The organism is Dactylosporangium sp. NPDC005572, assembly GCF_040605515.1.
Classification (GTDB): domain Bacteria; phylum Actinomycetota; class Actinomycetes; order Mycobacteriales; family Micromonosporaceae; genus Dactylosporangium.
In genome coordinates this window covers 85,216-104,556 of sequence record NZ_JBEXCY010000002.1, presented here as the reverse complement: position 1 = coordinate 104,556, position 19,341 = coordinate 85,216, and the positions used below count along the sequence as shown (strand labels likewise).

Here is a 19,341-nt window from a genome sequence, read left to right as displayed (position 1 = left end):
TTCCTTCACTCGGCCAGGGCGCGGACCCTCGCTTCGTCGATGTCGAGCCCGAGGCCTGGCAAGGGGTTGACGGTGCGTTCGCCGCCGGCCGGCGGTGCGACGGCGGCGACCGCGGACAGGGGGTTGTCGCCGATCCAGTGCTCGACGACGTCGAGGTTGGGGATGGCCGCGGCGCAGGACAGGCTGGCCGCGAAGTGGACGGACGAGCCGATGCTCACGTGCGGCGTCGCCTGGGCGCCGAACGCGTCGGCGAGGGCGGCGATGCGCATCGTCTCGGTGATGCCGCCGGCCCGGCAGACGTCGGGCTGCAGCACGTGGAGTGCGCCGGCGCGGAGGAACTCCAGCGCCCGGAAGCGGCCCGGGAGGGAGTCCAGGGCCAGCGGTACGTCGAGTCGGCCCGCCAGTTCTCGATAGCCCGCGACGTGCTCGGGGGCGATGGGCATCTCGAAGAAGCCGACGCCGAGCTCCTGGAGGGCCCGGCCGACGTGGAGCGCCTGCCGCACGTCGTACTGGCCGGCGGCGTCGGCGAAGACGCGCGGGAACAGGTCGCGCACCGACTCGACGGCGGCGATGTCGCGCGCGGGGTCGAGCCCGATCGCGACCTTCACCGCGGTCCAGCCGGCGTCGCGCAGCGCCTCGCCGCGGGCCCGCGGGTCGGGGTCGGCGGCCGGGATGCCCGAGGCGTAGACCGGAACCGAGGCGCGGAACGCGCCGCCGAGCAGCGCGTGGACCGGCTGGCCCAGCGTGCGGCCCCAGGCGTCCCACAGTGCGATGTCCACCCCGGACAGCGCCTCCAGCCAGAAGCCGGCGTCGTGGCCACGCACGCGCATGCCGGCGTACATGCGCTCCCACGTGACCGCGATCTCGTCGAGCCGGGTGCCGGTCACGAGCGGGGCGAGCAGCTCGTTCACGATGGCGGCGGTGGCCGGCGCGGCGACCGGGGCCTTGCACTCGCCCCAGCCGGTGACGCCGTCGGTGGTCTCGAGCCGGACGAGGACGGTGTCGATGGTGGGCGAGTAGGCGTACCGGCGGCGGGCCGGGACCGGGTAGCCGGCGACCTGGCCGCCGCGGTCGGCGCTCCAGGTGCGGGCGCCCCAGTACACCTCGGGCGGCGCGGCCCGCAGCACGAACGTCTCGATCCGGGCGACCTTCACCGTGCTGCCTCCAGCAGGGCGAGCAGCAGCGGGCCCTGGCCCCACGGGAACACGCCCGTGGCCCGGGTGAGGTACGAGGCCGCGTCGCCGATCGGGGTGGCCTCCGACACCGGCAGGCCGCCGTCGCCGTCGAGGGCGTCGAGCGCGGCGGCCAGGGCCCGCTTGCCCATCGGCGTCGAGGGCAGCGCGGCGGCGACGAACGCCGACACGCTGTGCTCGACCGGGGCGCCGTCGAGGTCGACGACGGTCCGCCACCGCCCGTCCTCCTCGTGCCGCTCCAGGGCGGCGACCAGCGACGGAACCCGTGGCGAGCCGACGGCGAGGAGCCCGGACAGCGCCCAGCCCTGGCCACGGCCCCAGTGGACGCCGTTCGCCCGGACGCCGTCGTGGCCGTGGCTGAACAGCCCGCCCGGGGAGGCGAGCAGCGCCGCGACGGCCTCGATCGCGAGCCGTGCCGGTTCGGGCGGCAGGCCCGGGCCGTCGGTGTGCATGCAGTCGACCCAGACGAACGGCCCGAGGTCGGGGCGGTGCACCACACCGGCGACCGCGGCACGGAAGCGGGCGACGGCCGGGGCGACGTCCAGGCCGGGGCGCAGGCGGGCCAGCTCGGTGAGGACCTCGACCGGGATCAGGTGGTCGGTGACGTCCGGCGGGCGGTGCAGCGACGGCGCCACCAGGTCCGCGACCGCGCCGATCCACTGTGGACGGCCGAGCCGCTCCCCCGCGCGGAGCAGGCCGAGCAGGGCCGGGCCCTCGCCGAAGCCCCAGATCCTGTACCGGTGCTCGAGCGCCCGCAGGGCCACCGCCTCGATGACGTCATCCATGGCGCAGCACCTCCAGCAGCTCCGCGAGGCCCCCGTCGCGAGTGACCGCGCCGCCGACGCCCAGGGCGGCGGCGCCCGCGTCGAGGTAGTCACGGGCGTTGTGCGCGCCGACCCCGCCCGTGGCCACGAACCGCGCCTCGGGGAACGGGCCGCGCATCTCGCGCAGCCAGCCGGGCCCGAGCGACCCGGCCGGGAACGCCTTGAGCCAGCCGCAGCCGGCCTTGAGCGCGTGGTGCACGTCGGTCGCGGTCGCCACGCCGGGCAGGTGCGGCAGCCCGGCGTCCTGGCTGGCCCGGGCCACCTCGGCGGCGAACCCGGGCGCGACGGTGAACGCCGCCCCGGCCTCGGCCGCGATCGCGACCTGCTCGGGCGAGCGCACTGTGCCGGCACCGACCGGCGGGCCCTGGGCCGCGAGTGACCGCAGCACCTCGACGGCCTCAACCGTCTGGATGGGGACCTCGACGACGCCGAGGCCGCTGTCCCACACCGCCCGGGCCAGCTCCAGGGCGCGCGCGACGGGCACGCCGCGCAGGATCGCCACCAGGGGCCGGCCGGACAGCAGGTCGTCGAAGGAGGTCACAGTCGCTCGATCCAGAACTGGACCGACGTCGGCGGCAGCGTGAGGCTGAGCACCGGGCCGGTCTTGTCGGTCAGGTTGGTGTTGCGGGCCGTGGGCGTGAACTGCTGGCCCTGGAACGCCCGGGTGGAGCCGGTGTCGACGGTGTACGTCACGCTCGACGTGCTCCGGTTGGTGAACGCGAAGACGAGCTTGCCCTGCGGGGTCTTCCAGGCCATGATCCGCTGCTCGGTCCGGACCGTGCCCTCGTCGACGTGGTAGCGCATCGAGTTCCACGGCAGGTACCGCACGAACCCGTAGATGCCGTTGAAGTTGCGCGGGTTGTAGTCCCAGTGACCCTTGGCGATGTCCGGGTACTTCGTGAAGTCGTCGTCGTCATAGGGGCGCCAGAAGCCGAGCGAGTAGCCCGACGCCTCCGAGTTGTAGGTCGGCTTGAGCGCGTGCAGCCAGAACCAGGTCGGCGAGTTCTGGAACGTCATCCAGTTCATGATCGACTGGGCGGTGTTGACCATCTTCCAGTCGCTGGTCGGCACCTGGTACTCGAACTCGTTGCTGAACACCGGCTTGCCGGTCGCGTCGCTGGTGTAGTTGTTCTGGAGCTGGTCGTTGCTGTCGCTGCCGATGCGGTGGAACGACCAGCCGTCGACCTGGGCCAGCGCGGCGGCGTCGCCGCGGATGAGGGCGCCGCCCCGGCCGCGCTGGCCGTTCTCGGCGTCGGCGTGGATGAGGATGCCGGGGAACTCGGCGCGGACCTTGGGCGCGATCGCCTTGAAGGCCTTGTAGTACTGGTCATTGCTGTACGTGCAGCAGGAGTACGCGACGCCGCCGATCGAAGGCTCGTTCTGGAGGCTGAACATCTTCACCGGCACGCCGTTGTCGCGCAGGTACACCAGGTCCCGCACGATCGCGTCGCCGAACTGGTCGAGCCAGCCCGGGTCGGTGGAGGCGATCGTGCCGCCGATGTAGCTGCCGTTGGACTTCCACCCGGGCGCCGGCGACCAGTACTCGGCCGAGACACCCTCGATGCCGGACTGGGCGATCAGCTCGGCCAGCTCGGCGAGCTGGGTCGGCCAGCGGCCCACGATCTGCTTCTGGGCGCTGTCCAGACCGCGCAGGTACAGCCCGAGCGCCAGCCGCAGGTAGCGGAAGCCGCGGTCCTCGCGGATCTTCAGCAGGTCGCGGTACATGCGGGTGCGCTCGGTGGCGACGAGGTCGTGCGGGACGGACGTGGTGGCGGCCGGCAGGCCGTTGTTGCCGGAGCCGATCGAGTCGGACTGGATCTCGACGCCCAGGCCGAGGATGGTCTGCCGGGGCTGGTCGTGGCGGATGACGTAGTCGGCGGCGGCCGCGAAGGCGGGGCGGGCGGTGACGCCGACCGCGACGGCGGCGGTTGTGGCGGCGGTGGCGGCGAGCGCGGTGCGACGGGTGAGGGGCATCTACGACTCCTCCTAGCTGATTTGGTCGGGGCCTATCGGCTCTGGACCCGGCCTTGGACGGGCCTCCGTGAGTGGCGGAAGGCCGAGGCGGGCACGCGGCCCGGGTCTGAGCAGGGCCGCGGGCTGGACGGCGGAGGCGCCGCCGTCCAGGACGATCTCCGTGCCGGTAAGTAGGGCGGCCGCGGGCGAGACGGCGAACGCCACGGCGTCGGCGACGTGCGCCGGCTCGCCGGCGAGCTGGGTCTCGGCCAGGCGGGCCAGGTCGTTCGGGTCGGTGACGCGGGTCAGGGTGTCGGGGGTACGGACCCAGCCGGGGCTGATCGTGACGGCGCGGACGCCGGAGCGGCCGTACTCGACGGCGAGCTGGCGGGTGAAGGCGGCCAGGCCGGCCTTGGCCGCCGCGTAGGCGGGGTAGCCGGGCTGGAACGCGTGGCCGTGGACGGAGCCGATGGTGACGATGACACCGCGCCCTTCGTGCAGCATCCCGGGCAGCACAGCCCGTGCGCAGAGGAACGCGGAGGTGAGGTTGGTGTCGAGGACCGCGCGCCAGTCGGTCAACGACGTGGCGTGCGCAGGTGCACCGGCGGTGACGCCGGCGCAGTGCACCAGCACGGCGACGGTGCCGATACCGCGAAAAACTGACAGCACTGCCGCTTCATCGGTGAGGTCCGCTTCCGCACGGTCGATGCCCACTACGGTGAAGCCGTCGGCGCGCAGGCGGGCGGCGACGGCCGAGCCGATGCCGCCCGCCGCCCCCGTCACCACCGCGAGGTCAGGCACGAAACACCTCGTAGTGGGCGATCAGATCCTCGTCGAGGGTGATGCCGAGGCCCGGCTCGTCGGGCACGACCAGCGCACCGTCCACGAGGGACGGACGGGGCGCCAGGTCGTCGCGCAGCGGGTTGGGCAGCCGGTTGTACTCGTAGATGGGCACGTTGGGGGTGGCCGCCGCGAACTGCAGCGCCGCGGCCAGGCCGATCGCGGAGCCGACGCCGTGCGGCGAGACGTCGACGTGGAACGCCGAGCACAGCGCCGCGATCCGGCGGGCCTCGGTGATGCCGCCGGCGCGGGCCAGGTTGGGCATCACGACGTCCGCGGCGCGGGCCAGCAGAAAGTCGCGGTAGCGGTACCGGATGAACTCGCTCTCCCCGGTGACCACCGGGATCCGCACGGCCGCGCGGACCTCGGCCAGGCCGGCGACGTCGTCGGTGGCCAGGGGCTCCTCCAGCCAGCGCACGCCGAGATCGGCCAGGGCGTGGCCGAGGCGGATCGCGGTCCGCACGTCGTACGCGCAGTTGAGGTCGACGTGCAGGGCCGCGCGCCCGTCGATCGCGGAGACCACGGCGGCCGCGTGCGCGAGGTCGGTCGCCTCGCCGCGGCCGAGCTTGAGCTTCACCGCGTGGAACCCGTCGTCCAGGAAGGACAGTGCCCGCTCGGCGGACTCCGCGGTGGTGGGCAGGAACGGGATCGGGGACGCGTAGACCGGCACCGACGTGCGGACCGGGCCGCCGAGCAGCCGGTGGACCGGCTGCCCGGCGGCCTTGCCGCGCAGGTCCCACAGCGCGAGGTCGACCCCGCTGATCGCCTCCAGGTAGAACCCGCCGGTGCGCCCGGCGCCGGCCTGCGCGCCGAACATGAGCTCCCACAGGGCCTCCGACGCGCCGGCGTCCCGCCCGATCAGCATCGGCGCGAGCAGGTGACCGACGATGGTGGCGGTCACCCGCGGCTCCGGCAGGCCGTAGGCCTCGCCGATGCCCTCCAGGCCGTCGACCGTGCGGATCCGGACGAGGGTGGTGTACTGCCCCAGGCGCGGCAGCACGCGATGGCTGGACGCCGGGGTGAGGAGCCACTCCGGTACCTCGTCGAACATCCGCTCGAACGGGGCGGCCAGGGCGACGGCTTCCACGGAGGCGATCGTGAGCTTCACTTGATCCCTTACTTGATCAGGGCGTTCATCCGGTCGCGGGCGGAGCTCAGCGCGTCCTTCGGCGACTTCTTGCCGATGAGGATCGACTGCACCTCCTCGGCCAGCACCTTCTCCATCTGGGAGAACTGGGGGTAGATCCAGAACGGGCTGGCGCTGGAGTTGGCGCCGATCTGCGCGGTGAAGTCGGTGGCGAACTTGTCGTTCTTCACCGCCGAGTCGGCGAGGCCCGCGTTCGTCGTGGGCGGCAGGCCGGTCTTGGTGAACCAGTCGATGGTGTACCCCTGCTCGGTGGTGACGGTCTTGGCGAAGTTCGCCGCGGCGGCCGCGCCGGAGCCGTTCATGACCGCGATGACCTGGCCCCAGGCGAGGTGCCGGGGCTTGTCGCCGGCGTTCTTCACCGGGCGGGCGACGGGCACCATCTTGGTGCCGAGGTCCTTGTCCGGCGACGACTTGGTGACCGTCGCCTTGCCGCCGATCGCGTCCTCGTAGAAGGCGGTCTTGCCCTGGGACATGAGCGCGCGGGCGTCGACCCGGTTGACGTCGGGAGCGATGAGCTTCTGGTCGTAGAGCTTCTTGTACCAGGTGAGGGCCTCGACGCTGCCGTCGTCCCCGATGACGATCTTGCCGTCCTGGACGATCGGGGAGCCGAACTCCCACATCCACGGGATGATGTCCTTGAGCTGGTCGACCTTGGTCATGCCGGCCCACGGGACGATCCCGCCGCCGAGGCCCTTGACCGCGGTGAGCGCCGCCTCGAACTCGGCGACCGTCTTCGGCGTCGAGGTCACGCCGGCCTTCGTGAGCAGCTCCTGGTTGCTGATGAGGCCGATGCCGGCGAACGTCCACGGCAGGCCGTACTGCGCGCCCCCGGACTGGCCGAGCGCGAGCGCGGCCGGCGCGTAGTCCAGGCCGGTGGCGACGCTCTTGAGGTCGACGAGCTTGCCGGTGGCGGCGAGGGTGGCCAGCCAGGCGACGTCGAGCTGGACGGCGCCGGCGAGCTGGCCGCCCTGCACCTGCAGGAGCAACTGGTTGAGGTAGTCGTTGTACGGGTACGACGGCGTGGTGATCTTGACCCCGGCGTTGGCCGCCGTGTACTTGGCGATGGCGTCGGTCATCGGCTGCTTGGTGACCGCCTCGTTGTAGGACCACGAGGTCAGCGGGAACTCCTTGACCCCGTCGTCCTTGAGGCCTTCGGTGCCGGCGGGGGTCGGGGCGCTGGTGGACGGGGCACAGGCGGCGAGGGTGCTGAGGCCGAAGAGGCCCAGCGCCGACCGGCGGGTCAAACGAACGTTCATTGGAGGCTCCAGGGGCGGGTGGGCGGGGTGTCGTGGGCAACCGAGCGCGGTGGCCGCGTGGGACGTCGCCTGAAAACGTTGAGCGTGTTCAGCCCTTCACGGCGCCGGATGTCAGGCCGGCGACGAGGTAGCGCTGCAGGACGGTGAAGCCGATGACGACGGGCAGCGACACGACCAGCGACGCGGCCATGAGCTCGGGCCAGGCGGTCTCGAACTCACCGAGGTAGGTGTTGACGAGCCCGGGCGGCAGCGTCTGCTTGTCCGGGCCGGCGAGGGTCAGGGCGAAGATGAAGTCGTTCCAGCCGCGGATGAAGGCGAACAGCCCCGTCGCGACCAGGCCCGGCAGCGAGACCGGGAGCAGGATGCGGTGGATGATGGCGCCCTGCCCGGCGCCGTCCACCTTGGCCGCCTCGATGAGCTCGTCGGGGATCGTGTCGAAGAAGCCCTTGAGCATCCAGACGCACAGCGGCAGCGTGAACGTGGTGAAGGACAGGATCAGCGCGAGGTACGAGTTGAGCAGGCCGACCTGGCTGAAGACCAGGTAGAGCGTGATCAGCAGCAGGGCCTGCGGGAACATCTGCGAGGCGAGCACCAGGTACATCAGGGAGCGGCGGCCCCGGTAGCGGAACTTCGCGAACGAGTAGCCGGTGTAGGCGCTCACGATGACGGTGAGCACGGCCGTGATCAGCGAGACGATCATGGAGTTGAGCAGGTACTTCAGGAGGCGGGGGCTCTCGAAGATGCTGCCGAAGTGCTCGAACGTGATGCGGTCGGGGATGAAGTGGGGCGGGAACCGGAACACGTCGTGCGTCGGGGTGAGCGCGGTGACGAGGACCCAGTAGACCGGGCCGAAGGCGAAGACGCCGATGATGGCGACGACCGCGGCGGCGCCCAGGGTGCGCGGGCGGCGGGGCTTGCGGACCGGGGCCGGGGGCTCGGTCGGCGTGGGCGTGGGACGGGCGAGCTCCTGCACGGTCATGCCGCCTTCTCCCCTCGCTCCGAGACCCGGACGTAGACCACGACCAGGGCGAGGATCAGGACCAGCCACAGCGCGCCGAGCGCGCTCGCGTCGCCCAGGTCGAACGCCTTGAAGGCGGTGTCGTAGACGGCCACCGCGAACGTGGTCGTCGAGCCGGCCGGGCCGCCGTTGGTGAGGACGTAGATCATGTCGAAGTGCTGGACGTTCCAGATGACCTCCAGCAGCACGACGATGCCGAGGATGCCCCGCAGGTGCGGCAGCGTGACGTGCCAGAACCGCTTGACCGCGCCGGCGCCGTCCAGGGCCGCCGCCTCGTGCAGCGTCGCCGGTACCGTCTGGAGGCCGGCCAGCAGCATCACCATGATCCAGGGGAAGCTGGCCCAGCTCTTGGCCACGATGATCGCGGCCATCGCGGTCGTCGGGTCACCGAGCCAGGTGACCGGCTCGTCCACGATGTGCAGCTGGACCAGCAGGCCGTTGAGCAGGCCGTAGTTGGCGTTGAAGATCCACAGCCAGACGAACGAGACGACCACGCCGGGGATCACCCAGGGCATCAGGAACAGGCCGCGCAGCACGGCCCGGCCGCGCAGCTTCGTGTTGAGCGCCAGGGCGAGTGCGAAGCCGACGACGACCGGCACCACCGTCGCGCCGACGGTGAAGACCACCGTGTGCTGCAGGACCGGCCAGAAGTTGCGGCTGAGCACGTCCGTGAAGTTGTCGAGGCCGGCGAACGTGCGGCCGGGCAGGACCAGGCTCTGGTGGAAGAGGCTGGTCGACAGGGCGCCGACGAGCGGGTAGAGCACCACGGCGCCGAGCAGCGCCAGCGCCGGGAGCGTCAGCAGGAAGCCGAACGTGCGGTCGCTGAGACCTTTGTTCATGTGCGCACCTCAGTCGTCGTCCAGGTCGATGAGGGAAGGGTCGAGCGTCGCGCGCAGCTCGACGCCCAGCTGCCACTCGACGTGGTCGCGGGCGGCCATCTCGGCGCGGTCCGCGTCGCGGCGGCGCAGCGCGTCGAGGATGGCGGCGTGCTCCGTGACGACCTGGCCCCAGGCCGGCTCGACGCGCACGCCGACGCGGTAGTGCTGCACGCGCAGCAGGGTCAGGTCGGTGAGCTCACGCAGCGTCGCGTAGTGCGTGGCGTCGGCGATGCCGGCGTGGAACCTCCGGTTGAGCGCGGAGAGCTCGCTGGTGTCGCCGGCCGTGCACCGTTGCCGCATCTGCTCGTGCAGCTCCTGCAGCTCGGCCAGCTCGGCGTCGCTGACGGTCGTGGCGGCCACCCGGGCGGCGAGGCCCTCCAGTGCGCCGCGGGCGAGGTAGACGCCGCGCATCTCGCGCAGCGACAGCGGGGCGACCTGCGCGCCCGCGTGCGGGTTGGGCTGCACGACGAGGCCCTGGGCGGTGAGCCGCTGCACGGCCTCGCGCAGCGGGATCTTGCTGATGCCGAGCTCGCGGGAGAGGGCGTCGATGTTCACCCGCTCCCCCGGGCGCAGCTCGCCGGTGAGGATCGCGTCCCGGAGCCGCTCGTAGACGAGGTCGGCCTTGGTCTGGAATCCGGCGAGTGCCATGTAGGTCCCTCCGCTTCGGCGATCGTATACTATCGACCGTGTGCGAAGGAGTGTGCCACCCGGGGCAGTGGTTCGGCAACCATTTTCAGGCGACGTCCCACACAGCCGCCGCGCTCCGCTCACCAGGCCATTCATCTGACCTGCTCCAGCGGCACGTGGTGGGCCGGGCCGACGTAGCCGAGCCCGATGCTGATCGAGTCGCAGGCCTCGATGACCGCCCGCGACAGCTCCGCCTCCCGCTTCTGCAAGTCGATTGCGGAGAGCGGGCCCGAGACCGACAGCGCGGCCGCCACGCCGCCCGAGGAGTCGCGGATCGGCGCGGCCACACAGGCCCGGCCGAGGGCGAGCTCCTCCAGCTCGGAGCCGTATCCCCGGGTCACCGTGCGCTCGATCTCCGCGTCGAGCTCGGCGTGGGTGGTGATGGTCCGCGGGGTGTAGGAGACCAGGCGGTCGGCCGGCAGCAGGGCCCGCCGCTCGGCCGCCGTCAGGCCGGTGAGCAGCGACTTGCCCAGGCCGGTGGCGTGCAGCGGGTTGCGCTGGCCGGCCAGCACGAACGCCCGCGGCGCCTGCCGGCCCTCGAAGTTGAGCAGGTAGAACAGGCTGGCGTCGCGGCGCACCGCCACGTTGACGCCCAGGCCCAGCTCGGCGGCCAGGTTCTGGGCGATCTGGCGGGCCTCGCGGTGCACCGGGTGGCTGTTGAGCACCGCGCCGCCGAGGCTGACCATGTCCAGCCCCAGCCGGTAGAGCCCGCTCACCGGGTCACGGTCCACGAAGCCCGCCGCCTCGAGGGTTGCCAGCAGCCGCGACGCGGTGGAGAGTCCAAGGTCGGCGAGCTTCGCAACGTCGGACACGCGCAGCTCGGCGCGGCCGGCGGTGAACACGCGCAGGACCGTCAGCGCCCGCTCGACGCTCTGGTTGCTTCCGGCATCCGAAGCCATCGGAACCCTCTCTGGAAGTTGCTTGCGTGATACGGCAAGATATCCCGCATGTTGCAAGCGGTCAACCGCCCAGCGGAGGTCACCTTGTGAAGATCGTTGATGTCAGCACCCATCCGCTGAAGCTGCGCGGCGACGACGTCTACCTGGGCGCGGCCACGCGGGCTCCCGTCGAGGCCGACTACTACGTGCGGCCACCCTGGCGCAGCCTCTACTCCGACCGCTTCGAGACCCTGATCGTGCGGCTGACCTGCGACGACGGCACCGTCGGCTGGGGCGAGTGCCTGGCCCCGGTGGGCCCCGAGATCGCCCAGGCGATCGTGGACCGGCTGCTCGCGCCGGTGCTGGTCGGCGCCGACCCGCGCGGGGTGCGGCCGCTCTGGTCGCGGCTCACCGGGCTCATGCGCGAGCGCGGCCACCTGGTCGGGCACCAGGCCGACGCCCTGGCCGCGGTGGACATCGCACTGTGGGACCTGGCCGGCAAGGCGGCCGGCCTGCCGGTCCACGCCCTGCTCGGGGGCGCCTTCCGGGCGTCGGTGCCGACGTACGTGTCGGGCCTTCCGGTACCGACCGACGGGGAACGGGCGGCACTGGCGCGCAAGTGGCTTGCAGAGGGTGCAAGCTCGGTGAAGCTCCACCTCGGCCGGGGCGTCGCCGAGGACCTCGCGACCTACGACGCGGTCGCCGCCACGGGGATGCGGGTCGCCGTCGACGCCCACTGGGCGTACGACCTCGCCGACGCCCTGCGCCTCGGCCGGGCGCTCGACGAGCGCGGCGCCTGGTTCTACGAGGCGCCGCTGGTGCCGGAGGACGTCGAGGGCCACCGCGAGCTGGCCGCCGCGCTCGTCACGCCGGTCGCGGTCGGCGAGACGCTGCGCAACCGCTACGAGTTCCGGCACTGGCTGCAGGCCCGCGCCCTCGACATCGCCCAGCCCGACGTCGGGCGGACCGGCATCACCGAGGCGATGGCGATCGCCGAGGTCGCCGCCGCCCACCACGTGCCCGTCGCCCCGCACCACTCGGTCGGCCTGGGCGTCGTGCTCGCCGCCGGCCTCCACGTCGCCGCCGCCGTCGAGGCCATGCCCGTCTTCGAGTTCCAGCCGGGCCCGTTCCCGGTCGCCAACCGCATCCTGGCCCGGCCGCTGCCCGGCGGCCCGGGCTCGTTCCCCGTCCCGACGGCGCCGGGCCTCGGCGTCGACGTCCTGCTGGAGGACCTGTGAGCCGCTCCACCGACGCGCGCGGGCTGATCCCCGTGCTCGCCACCCCGTTCCACCCCGACGGTTCGCTCGACCTGGAGAGCCTGCGACGGCTGGTGGCGTTCTCGGTCGCGTCCGGCGCGGACGGGCTCGCGGTCTTCGGCTTCGCGAGCGAGGGCTTCACGCTCACGGCCGCCGAACGCGCCGCGATCCTCGGCGTGGTCAGCGCCGAGGCCGGCCCCGTCCTGCCCGTCGTCGCCGGCGTCTCGGCGACCGGCACCGGCGACGCGGTCACGCAGACGCTCGCCGCGCAGGAGGCGGGCGCGAGCGTCGTCATGGTCATCCCGCCGTTCATGGTGAAGCCGTCGCCGGCCCAGATCGTCGACTTCTACGGGACCGTCGCCGCCGCCGGCCTGCCGGTGATGGTGCAGGACGCGCCCGGGTCGACCGGGGTGACGCTGCCCGTCCCGCTCATCGTGGAGTTGTCGAAGCTCGACGGGGTCGAGTCGGTGAAGGTGGAGACCCAGCCGACGGCGCCGAAGGTGGGCGCCGTCATCGACGCCACGGCCGGGGAGTTCCTGGTGCTGGGCGGGCAGAACGCGCTCTTCGTGCTGGAGGAGTACGCCCGCGGCGCCGTCGGCACCATGCCCGCCAGCGAGTTCCCCGATCTGCTCGCCCAGATTCTGCGGTTGTACCTCGCCGGCGCCCACGACGAGGCGCGGGCCGCCTTCAACCGGCTGCTGCCGCTGGTCCGGTTCGGCCTCCAGCCGGGCATCGCCTGGGCGATCCACAAGCACGTGCTGGTGCGGCGCGGGGTCATCGCGTCGGCGACGGTCCGCGCGCCCGCCGTCGATGCGGACGCGGCGACGCTCGCGGCCCTGGACCTGATCCTGTCGGACCTGGCGCTGTGAGAGGCGTCCTGGTGCTGGGCTGCTCCTCCCCCATCGGCCGGGCGATCGGCGCGGCCTTCGCCGCCGATGGGGACCGGGTCGCCGGCGTGGCGCTGGAGCCGCTCGCCGATCCGTCCTTTGTGGACACCGCGGTCGTCGACTGTTCCAGCAGTACCGGAGCGGCCGCGGCGACATCGTTCGCGCTGTCCCGGCTGGGCCGGCTCGACGTGCTCGTGCTTGCCGCGGCGGTCATGCCCGTCGCCCCGGCGACCGAGCAGACCGACGAGCAGTGGCGGGCGGCGCTCGACGTGACGCTGTCCGGGGCGTTCTACGCGTGCCGGGCCGCGCTCCCGGTGCTGCCGTCCGGCGGCAGCATCGTGGCGGTCACGTCCGTGAACAGCTTCCTCGCCGCGCCGGGACTGCCCGGCTACGCGGCGGCCAAGGCGGGCCTGGACGGGCTGGTGCGGCAGCTGGCGCTGGAGTACGGCCCGCGCGGGGTCCGGGTCAACGCGGTGGCGCCCGGGATGATCGGCGGCGAGCACCTGCCGCGGGTCGCCGAGGGGTACCCCCTGGGCCGCGTGGGGCGACCGGAGGAGGTGGCGGCGGCCGTGCGGTTCCTGGCCTCGGCGGAGGCGGGCTTCATCACGGGCGTGTGCCTGCCGGTGGACGGGGGGCTGTCGATCGCCTCCCCCGCCGCCTGGCTACGCCCCGACCTGCGGGCCCGGTGGCTGCCGTGATCGTGGGGCTCGGCGAGGCCATGGTGCTCTTCCAGCCCGCGGACGGGGAGCCGCTGGACGAGTGCCGGTCGGCCTCGGTGCACGTGGCCGGGGCCGAGCTGAACCTGCTCGCCGCCGCCCGGCGGGCCGGGGCGCGGGCCGCGTTCTGCAGCCGGGTCGGGGCCGACCCGTTCGGCCGGCGGGTGTGCGCGGCGGCCGCGGCGCTCGGCGTCGACACCGGGCTGGTCGCCGTCGACGAGTCGCGGCCGACCGGCGTGTTCTTCAAGGACGCGCGCCCCGACGGTGCCCGCCGCGTGCACTACTACCGGGCCGGCTCGGCCGCCTCCGCGCTCGACGAGGCGGACGCCGACCGGGCCCTCGCCGCCGGGCCCGCCCTGGTCGCCGTGTCCGGGCTCACCGCGGCGCTCGGGCCCGGGCCGCGCCGGGCGGTGGCGCGGCTGGCCCGCGCCGCGCACGAGCGCGGGATCCCGGTCGCCCTCGACCCGAACCTGCGGCCGGGGCTCCCACCCGTGACGGACCTGCTCGTCGAGCTGCTGCCGATGACGACGTACCTCCTGCTCGGCACCGACGAGGCCGGCCCGCTGCTGGGGGTCGACGAGCCGGCGAAGGTGTTCGACCGGGCCCGCGCCGCCGGGGTCGGCGAGGTGGTGCTGAAGGCGGGCGCCGACGGCTGCTGGCACGCGGACCCCGGCGGCCCGCGCCGGCTCCCCTCAGCGGCAGTGGAGGTCGTGGACCCGGTCGGGGCCGGGGACGCGTTCGCCGGGGCGTACCTCGCCGCGCGGCTCGCCGGCATCGCGCCGCGCGGGGCGGCCTGGCTCGGGACGCGGTTCGCGGCCGGGGTCGTCGCCGCGCCGGGCGACACGGACGGCCTGCCCGCGCCGCGGGAGGCAGCGGCTCTTGTCGCGGAGGCCGACAGCATCGAAACGTAAGCAACTGTCGTCGTGGGGAGCACGCATGTCCGGGGCCCTGTCGTGGCTCATGCCCCTCACGCCCCGCACGCCCCGCACGCCAGGGTCGGGCTCAGCGACGCCGCGTTCCGGTCGCGGCGCCGCGTGCTGTGCGCGATCCTGCGGCTGCACGGGCCGCTCGTCGCGGTCATCGCCGACCAGGTGCCGACGGGCGCGGTTGGGCCGCCACCACAGTGGGCAGCGTGGCGGACCGGCTCGGCGCGGTCGCGACGGCGCACCGCGAGGTGGCCGACGCACTACGCGAACAGACGCCCCTGGCCGCGACGACCCGCGGCTCGATGGCGGCGGCCGGGAAGGTCAGCGCGAGCGCACACCCCGCATGATCGCGAAGGCTTTGCCCACCCCGGGGTGGGCAAAGCCTTCGCGATCACGAAAGCGGAGCGAGAGCAGGAGCCGGAGCATGAGCAGGAGCGGGGGCCACGGCCACCTAGAAGGCGAGCACCGGCGCGCACCACGCGTGATCACGAAGGCTCTTGGCACCCCTGGGTGGGCGAAGCCTTCGTGATCATGGAAGAGGGGCCGGGGCGGCGATGGGGGTTGCGGCCGGGGCGTGGGTGCGGAACGACGGGGCCAGGGCCACGATGCCGGCCGCCAGCACCGCCGGGACCACGAACGCCCAGCGCAGCGACGCGCTCTCGGCCACCGCGCCGATCATGCCCGCGCCGACCACGAAGCCGACATAGTTGAACAGGTTGACGCGGGCGATCGCGACGCCCGTGCCGGCCGGGTCGAGGCGGCCCGCCGCCGAGAACGACTGCGGCACCACGAGCGACAGCCCCAGGCCGACGACCGCGAAGCCCGCGATGCCGACCGCCGCGTTCGGGGACGCCGCGACGAGGGCCAGGCCCAGGCCGCCGACCACGCCGCCGACCGAGACGACGCCCGCCGGACCGAACCGGCGCACCACCCGGTCGCCCGCGGTGCGGCCGATGAGCATCGTGGTCTGGTACGCGGCCAGGCCGAGCGCGGCGACGCTCGTGCTCGCGGACAGCACGTTGTCCATGAAGACCGCGCTCCAGTTGGACACGGCCGAGTCGGCGATGAACATGAGCATCATCGCGATGCCGACCAGGACGATCGGGCGCCACGGGATGTCCGGGCCGGCACCGGGCTGGGCCTCGGGGGCCTCCTCGGACCGCTTGAGCTGCGCCGGGCCGGCCAGCAGGGCCAGCACGACGCCGACCGCGGCCACCGCGCTGAGCGACGCGCCGACCGACCAGTCCAGCCGGGCGGTGCCGGCGGTCGCGAGGGCGCCCAGGATCGCCCCGACGCTCCAGACCGCGTGGAACGAGTTCAGGACCGGGCGGCCGTACCGCCGCTCGACGCTCACGCCCTGCATGTTCATCGTCGCGTCGACGATGCCGAGGAACAGCCCGACCAGGGCCAGCGCGGCGAACAGCTGCCAGCGCGCGGCGGACAGCCCGGCCAGGGCGATCGCCACGCAGACGCCCGGACCGCCGGCGCGCAGGACGGGAGAGCTGCCGAAGCGGGTGCTCAGCACGCCGGCGACGACGCTGCCGACGCCCGCGACCACGGGGACCGCCAGCAGTACCAGGGAGAGCTCACCGTCGGAGAAGCCGAACTTCTCCTGGAGGACGCCCGTCTGGGTCAGCAGCGCGGCGAAGCAGAACCCCTGCACCAGGTAGGCCCCGGCGACGGCGGCACGTGCACGGCGGTCGCGCAGATCCATCGCCGACTCCCCGGGACGCAGAAGTGAGAATATTTCGGAAGCATCGTGCAACGGACGCTGGAACGCAAGAGCACCCTACGGCGCACCCGGCCGGTCGCGGCCCCCGAAGGAGCGCGCGACCAGCCTCGCGACGCGGGGGATCACTCCGGGACGGTGCCCGCCTTCGCCGCCGCCGAAGCGGGCAGCAGGCCGGTGAGCAGCGCGCGGAGCAGCTCGATGCCGTCGTAGCTCAGCACCGACTCGGGGTGGAACTGGACGCCGGCGAAGCTCGGGCCGCGCAGGGCGTGGACGTCGCCGTTGGCCGGGTCGCGGGCGACGCCGACCTCGCCGTAGGGCGTGACGACGCGGTCGCCGGGCGCCGTCGCCGTGAACGTCGAGTAGAAGCCCACGCGGGCGGGGCGGCCGAAGAAGTCGATCTCGCGCTGCATGCCCTGGTACGGCGCGGCCTTGCGGCGCAGCGGCAGCCCCAGCTCGCCGCAGAGCAGCTGGTGGCCGAGGCAGACGGCGAGCAGCGGCGCACCCGAGTCGAGCCGGCGCCTGATGAGCCCCCGCATGGTCACCATCTTGGCGTCGTCGGCGAGGCGCGGGTCGCCCGGGCCGGGCCCGGCGACGACGAGGTCGAAGCCGTCGGTGGTGAGCTCCGAGTCGTACCGCCGGAGCGTCACCTCCAGCCCCAGCACGCGCAGCTGGTGCAGCAGCATCCCGGTGAACGTGTCCTCGGCGTCGACGATGAGCACGCGGCGGCCGGTGAGCGCCGGGTCGGGGGTCGACGCGTCGCGGGGCCGCAGCCAGAACGGTGCGAGCGCGGCGTTGCGGGACACGAGCGCGGCCTGCACCTCGTCGTCCGCGGCGAGCCTGGCGTCCACAGTGGACGGTACGGCGGCGGGCCCGGCGGTCAGGCCCAGCGCGGCCAGGACGCCGGCGGCCTTGGTGTGGGTCTCGGCGACCTCGCCGGCCGGGGTCGAGTGGCGGACCAGCGTGGCGCCGACCGGGATGCGCAGGCGGCCGGCGGCGTCGATGTCGGCCGTCCGGATGAGGATCGGGGCGTCCAGCGTGCCGCCGTCGACCAGGGCCAGCACGGCGCCGTAGTAGCCGCGGCCCCGCCGCTCGTGGCGGGCCACCACGCGGCAGGCGTTCTCGATCGGGCTGCCCACGACCGTCGGGGCGAACATGGTCTCGCGGAGCACCTCGCGGACGTCCAGCGAGCCGCGGCCGGCCAGCAGGTACTCGGTGTGGACCAGGTGGGTCATCTCCTTGAGGTACGGGCCGATCACCTGGCCGCCGAGGTCGGCCACGGTCGCCATCATCTTCAGCTCCTCGTCCAGGACCATCGACAGCTCGTCGATCTCCTTGCGGTCGGACAGGAACTCCAGCACCGACGCCTTGTCGGGCCGGCCGCGCAGGGTCCCGCTGATCGGGTTCATCATCACCAGGCCGTCCTCGACGCTGACGTGGCGCTCCGGGGTGGCGCCGACCAGCGTGCGGTCGCCGGTGTGGACGACGAAGGTCCAGTACGCGCCGCGCTCCCGGGTCAGGAGCCGGCGGAACACCGTCAGGGCCGCGGCCACCGGGTCGCCGGCCAGGTCGGCCTCGAAGACGCGGTGGATCACGAAGTTGGAGCCCTCGCCGCGGCCGATCTCGTCGCGCAGGACGGTCTCGACGATCGAGGCGTAGGTGTCGTCGTCGACGTCGAACGCGCCGCCCGTCAGCGCCGGCAGGGCGTCGGGCAGCGCGTCGAGCGCCTCGGCCACCGGCACCTCGCGACGGTCCTCGATGCACAGGACCGACAGCGGCGTGCCGTCGTCGACGCAGGCGAAGCCGCGCTCGCGGACCTGGCGGAACGGGATCAGGGACAGTGAGCGGTCCGGGATGTCGGCCAGGCGGTCGACGGTGACGACCGGGCCGGTCAGCACCTCGACGACGTCGCGCCCCTCGCGCCGCAGCAGCGCGAACGGTGTGCCAGCAGGCAGCATGTGCGTTCCCCTTCGGACGGGATCGGGTGGCCGGCCGAGGCGGGTGTTCCCAGGGAACGAAAAAGCGACCGCCTCAGGGGCGGCCGCGGAAGTCGTGTCACGCGGAAGTGGGCCGCCTCGTCAGGCGGGCCACCAGCAGCTGTTCAATCGCGCGGACACGCAACGGAATGTACAAGGGAAAGCCCGGCGGCGCCAGCGGCACCGCCGGGAACGACGCTCACCGGCCGAGCTGGCCCATCGCCGACTCGGCGTACCGGGTGCCGGCGACGTCGGTGGCGATCGCGAGCTTCTCCAGCGTGGCCAGGTCGTCGGGCGACAGGGCGACGTCGAGCGACGCGACGTTCTGCTCGAGATACGTGCGGCGCTTGGTGCCCGGGATCGGCACCACGTCGTCGCCCTGGGCGAGCACCCAGGCCAGCGCGAGCTGGGCCGGCGTCACGCCCTTGTCCTCCGCCAGCGAGCGCACCTCGGCCACCAGGTCGAGGTTGCGGGTGAAGTTCTCGCCCTGGAAGCGCGGGTTGCCGCGGCGGAAGTCGTCCGGCGCGAACTGGTCCGGGCTGGTGATCTCGCCGGTGAGGAAGCCGCGGCCGAGCGGGCTGTAGGCGACCAGGCCGATGCCCAGCTCCCGGAACAGCGGCAGGATCTCCTGGTCGGGCTCGCGCGACCAGAGCGAGTACTCGTACTGCCCGGCCGTGACCGGGTGCTCGGCGTGGGCGCGGCGCACCGTGGCCGGCGACGCCTCCGAGATGCCGAGGTGCAGCACCTTGCCGGCGGTCACCGCCTCGGCCAGCGCGCCCCAGGTCTCCTCGACGGGCACGGTGGGGTCGACGCGGTGCTGGTAGTACAGGTCGATGTAGTCGACGCCGAGCCGCTGGAGGGAGGCGTCGACGCACCGGCGCACGTAGTCGGGCCGGCCGTTGATGGCCCGCCGGTCGCCGTCGCGCTCGATGCCGAACTTGGTGGCGAGCACCACCTCGTCGCGGTGGCCGGCGACGGCCCGGCCGACGAGCCGCTCGTTCTCGAACGGCCCGTAGGCGTCGGCGGTGTCGAGGAGCGTGATGCCCAGGTCGACGGCGCGGTGGATGGTGGCGACGGACTCCGCGTCGTCGCCCGGGCCGTAGAACTCGCTCATGCCCATGCAGCCGAGGCCGAGGGCGGAGACGGTCAGTGAGCCGAGGTTTCGCTGTCGCATGCC

19 protein-coding genes are annotated in these 19,341 nt (G+C 73.4%); 5 read left to right on the top strand and 14 right to left on the bottom strand.

The annotated features are described in order from the left end of the window. Nucleotides 1-5 precede the first annotated feature (5 nt). The 11 genes from ABZS66_RS01610 to ABZS66_RS01560 form a co-directional block, all read right to left on the bottom strand. Nucleotides 6-1,154 (bottom strand): mandelate racemase/muconate lactonizing enzyme family protein, encoded by a 1,149-nt coding sequence (locus ABZS66_RS01610; protein ID WP_354754091.1) that lies wholly within the window; start codon nucleotides 1,152-1,154, stop codon nucleotides 6-8. Then, nucleotides 1,151-1,978 (bottom strand): hypothetical protein, encoded by an 828-nt coding sequence (locus tag ABZS66_RS01605; protein WP_354754089.1) that lies wholly within the window; start codon nucleotides 1,976-1,978, stop codon nucleotides 1,151-1,153. Before ABZS66_RS01605 ends, ABZS66_RS01610 begins: the two co-directional genes overlap by 4 nt. Beyond that, nucleotides 1,971-2,558 carry a bifunctional 4-hydroxy-2-oxoglutarate aldolase/2-dehydro-3-deoxy-phosphogluconate aldolase gene (locus ABZS66_RS01600; RefSeq protein WP_354754088.1) on the bottom strand — a complete coding sequence of 196 codons (588 nt, stop codon included), beginning with the start codon at nucleotides 2,556-2,558 and terminating at the stop codon, nucleotides 1,971-1,973. The genes ABZS66_RS01605 and ABZS66_RS01600 overlap by 8 nt, the downstream gene beginning before the upstream one ends. Then, nucleotides 2,555-3,991, bottom strand: coding sequence for a hypothetical protein (locus ABZS66_RS01595; protein WP_354754087.1), 1,437 nt, complete (start codon nucleotides 3,989-3,991; stop codon nucleotides 2,555-2,557). Before ABZS66_RS01595 ends, ABZS66_RS01600 begins: the two co-directional genes overlap by 4 nt. A 12-nt stretch (nucleotides 3,992-4,003) precedes the next feature. Next, nucleotides 4,004-4,771: an SDR family oxidoreductase gene (locus ABZS66_RS01590; protein WP_354754086.1), complete on the bottom strand. Its 768-nt coding sequence runs from the start codon at nucleotides 4,769-4,771 to the stop codon at nucleotides 4,004-4,006. After that, the gene (locus tag ABZS66_RS01585; RefSeq protein WP_354754084.1) at nucleotides 4,764-5,897 is read right to left on the bottom strand and encodes a mandelate racemase/muconate lactonizing enzyme family protein; all 1,134 of its coding nucleotides are present in this window, start codon (nucleotides 5,895-5,897) and stop codon (nucleotides 4,764-4,766) included. The genes ABZS66_RS01590 and ABZS66_RS01585 overlap by 8 nt, the downstream gene beginning before the upstream one ends. 29 nt (nucleotides 5,898-5,926) lie before the next feature. After that, nucleotides 5,927-7,213: an extracellular solute-binding protein gene (locus ABZS66_RS01580; protein WP_354754083.1), complete on the bottom strand. Its 1,287-nt coding sequence runs from the start codon at nucleotides 7,211-7,213 to the stop codon at nucleotides 5,927-5,929. 88 nt (nucleotides 7,214-7,301) lie between these two features. Beyond that, nucleotides 7,302-8,192: a carbohydrate ABC transporter permease gene (locus ABZS66_RS01575; protein ID WP_354754081.1), complete on the bottom strand. Its 891-nt coding sequence runs from the start codon at nucleotides 8,190-8,192 to the stop codon at nucleotides 7,302-7,304. After that, the gene (locus ABZS66_RS01570) at nucleotides 8,189-9,070 is read right to left on the bottom strand and encodes a sugar ABC transporter permease (RefSeq protein WP_354754079.1); all 882 of its coding nucleotides are present in this window, start codon (nucleotides 9,068-9,070) and stop codon (nucleotides 8,189-8,191) included. The genes ABZS66_RS01575 and ABZS66_RS01570 overlap by 4 nt, the downstream gene beginning before the upstream one ends. Nucleotides 9,071-9,079: 9 nt before the next feature. Continuing rightward, the gene (locus ABZS66_RS01565; protein ID WP_354754077.1) at nucleotides 9,080-9,757 is read right to left on the bottom strand and encodes a GntR family transcriptional regulator; all 678 of its coding nucleotides are present in this window, start codon (nucleotides 9,755-9,757) and stop codon (nucleotides 9,080-9,082) included. A 131-nt stretch (nucleotides 9,758-9,888) separates the two neighbouring features. Beyond that, on the bottom strand, nucleotides 9,889-10,695 hold the full coding sequence (locus ABZS66_RS01560) for an IclR family transcriptional regulator (RefSeq protein ID WP_354754075.1): 807 nt from the start codon (nucleotides 10,693-10,695) through the stop codon (nucleotides 9,889-9,891). A gap of 86 nt (nucleotides 10,696-10,781) precedes the next feature. On the opposite strand from ABZS66_RS01560, the gene ABZS66_RS01555 reads away from it, so the two are divergent. From ABZS66_RS01555 to ABZS66_RS01535, 5 genes are all read left to right on the top strand, one after another. Continuing rightward, on the top strand, nucleotides 10,782-11,912 hold the full coding sequence (locus ABZS66_RS01555) for a mandelate racemase/muconate lactonizing enzyme family protein (protein ID WP_354754073.1): 1,131 nt from the start codon (nucleotides 10,782-10,784) through the stop codon (nucleotides 11,910-11,912). Next, nucleotides 11,909-12,799, top strand: a complete 891-nt coding sequence (locus tag ABZS66_RS01550) for a dihydrodipicolinate synthase family protein (protein ID WP_354754071.1) — start codon at nucleotides 11,909-11,911, stop codon at nucleotides 12,797-12,799. The genes ABZS66_RS01555 and ABZS66_RS01550 overlap by 4 nt, the downstream gene beginning before the upstream one ends. Then, nucleotides 12,796-13,515, top strand: coding sequence for an SDR family oxidoreductase (locus ABZS66_RS01545; protein WP_354754070.1), 720 nt, complete (start codon nucleotides 12,796-12,798; stop codon nucleotides 13,513-13,515). The genes ABZS66_RS01550 and ABZS66_RS01545 overlap by 4 nt, the downstream gene beginning before the upstream one ends. After that, on the top strand, nucleotides 13,512-14,444 hold the full coding sequence (locus tag ABZS66_RS01540; protein ID WP_354754068.1) for a sugar kinase: 933 nt from the start codon (nucleotides 13,512-13,514) through the stop codon (nucleotides 14,442-14,444). The genes ABZS66_RS01545 and ABZS66_RS01540 overlap by 4 nt, the downstream gene beginning before the upstream one ends. Before the next feature lie 221 nt (nucleotides 14,445-14,665). Continuing rightward, complete coding sequence (locus tag ABZS66_RS01535) at nucleotides 14,666-14,806, top strand: hypothetical protein (RefSeq protein WP_354754067.1); 141 nt, start codon at nucleotides 14,666-14,668, stop codon at nucleotides 14,804-14,806. A 182-nt stretch (nucleotides 14,807-14,988) separates the two neighbouring features. Here ABZS66_RS01535 and ABZS66_RS01530 read toward each other — a convergent pair whose 3' ends face one another. From ABZS66_RS01530 to ABZS66_RS01520, 3 genes are all read right to left on the bottom strand, one after another. Continuing rightward, complete coding sequence (locus tag ABZS66_RS01530; RefSeq protein WP_354754065.1) at nucleotides 14,989-16,173, bottom strand: MFS transporter; 1,185 nt, start codon at nucleotides 16,171-16,173, stop codon at nucleotides 14,989-14,991. A 140-nt stretch (nucleotides 16,174-16,313) separates the two neighbouring features. Next, the gene (locus ABZS66_RS01525) at nucleotides 16,314-18,146 is read right to left on the bottom strand and encodes an anthranilate synthase family protein (RefSeq protein ID WP_354754064.1); all 1,833 of its coding nucleotides are present in this window, start codon (nucleotides 18,144-18,146) and stop codon (nucleotides 16,314-16,316) included. A 217-nt stretch (nucleotides 18,147-18,363) separates the two neighbouring features. Then, nucleotides 18,364-19,338: an aldo/keto reductase gene (locus ABZS66_RS01520; protein WP_354754062.1), complete on the bottom strand. Its 975-nt coding sequence runs from the start codon at nucleotides 19,336-19,338 to the stop codon at nucleotides 18,364-18,366. Nucleotides 19,339-19,341: the final 3 nt, after the last annotated feature.

Coding starts and splice junctions, on each gene's coding strand:
- ABZS66_RS01565 (WP_354754077.1), bottom strand. CDS start 9,757: ATGGCACTCGCCGGATTCCAGACCAAGGCCGACCTCGTCTACGAGCGG.
- ABZS66_RS01525 (WP_354754064.1), bottom strand. CDS start 18,146: ATGCTGCCTGCTGGCACACCGTTCGCGCTGCTGCGGCGCGAGGGGCGC.
- ABZS66_RS01605 (WP_354754089.1), bottom strand. CDS start 1,978: ATGGATGACGTCATCGAGGCGGTGGCCCTGCGGGCGCTCGAGCACCGG.
- ABZS66_RS01595 (WP_354754087.1), bottom strand. CDS start 3,991: ATGCCCCTCACCCGTCGCACCGCGCTCGCCGCCACCGCCGCCACAACC.
- ABZS66_RS01570 (WP_354754079.1), bottom strand. CDS start 9,070: ATGAACAAAGGTCTCAGCGACCGCACGTTCGGCTTCCTGCTGACGCTC.
- ABZS66_RS01575 (WP_354754081.1), bottom strand. CDS start 8,192: ATGACCGTGCAGGAGCTCGCCCGTCCCACGCCCACGCCGACCGAGCCC.
- ABZS66_RS01530 (WP_354754065.1), bottom strand. CDS start 16,173: ATGGATCTGCGCGACCGCCGTGCACGTGCCGCCGTCGCCGGGGCCTAC.
- ABZS66_RS01520 (WP_354754062.1), bottom strand. CDS start 19,338: ATGCGACAGCGAAACCTCGGCTCACTGACCGTCTCCGCCCTCGGCCTC.
- ABZS66_RS01560 (WP_354754075.1), bottom strand. CDS start 10,695: ATGGCTTCGGATGCCGGAAGCAACCAGAGCGTCGAGCGGGCGCTGACG.
- ABZS66_RS01580 (WP_354754083.1), bottom strand. CDS start 7,213: ATGAACGTTCGTTTGACCCGCCGGTCGGCGCTGGGCCTCTTCGGCCTC.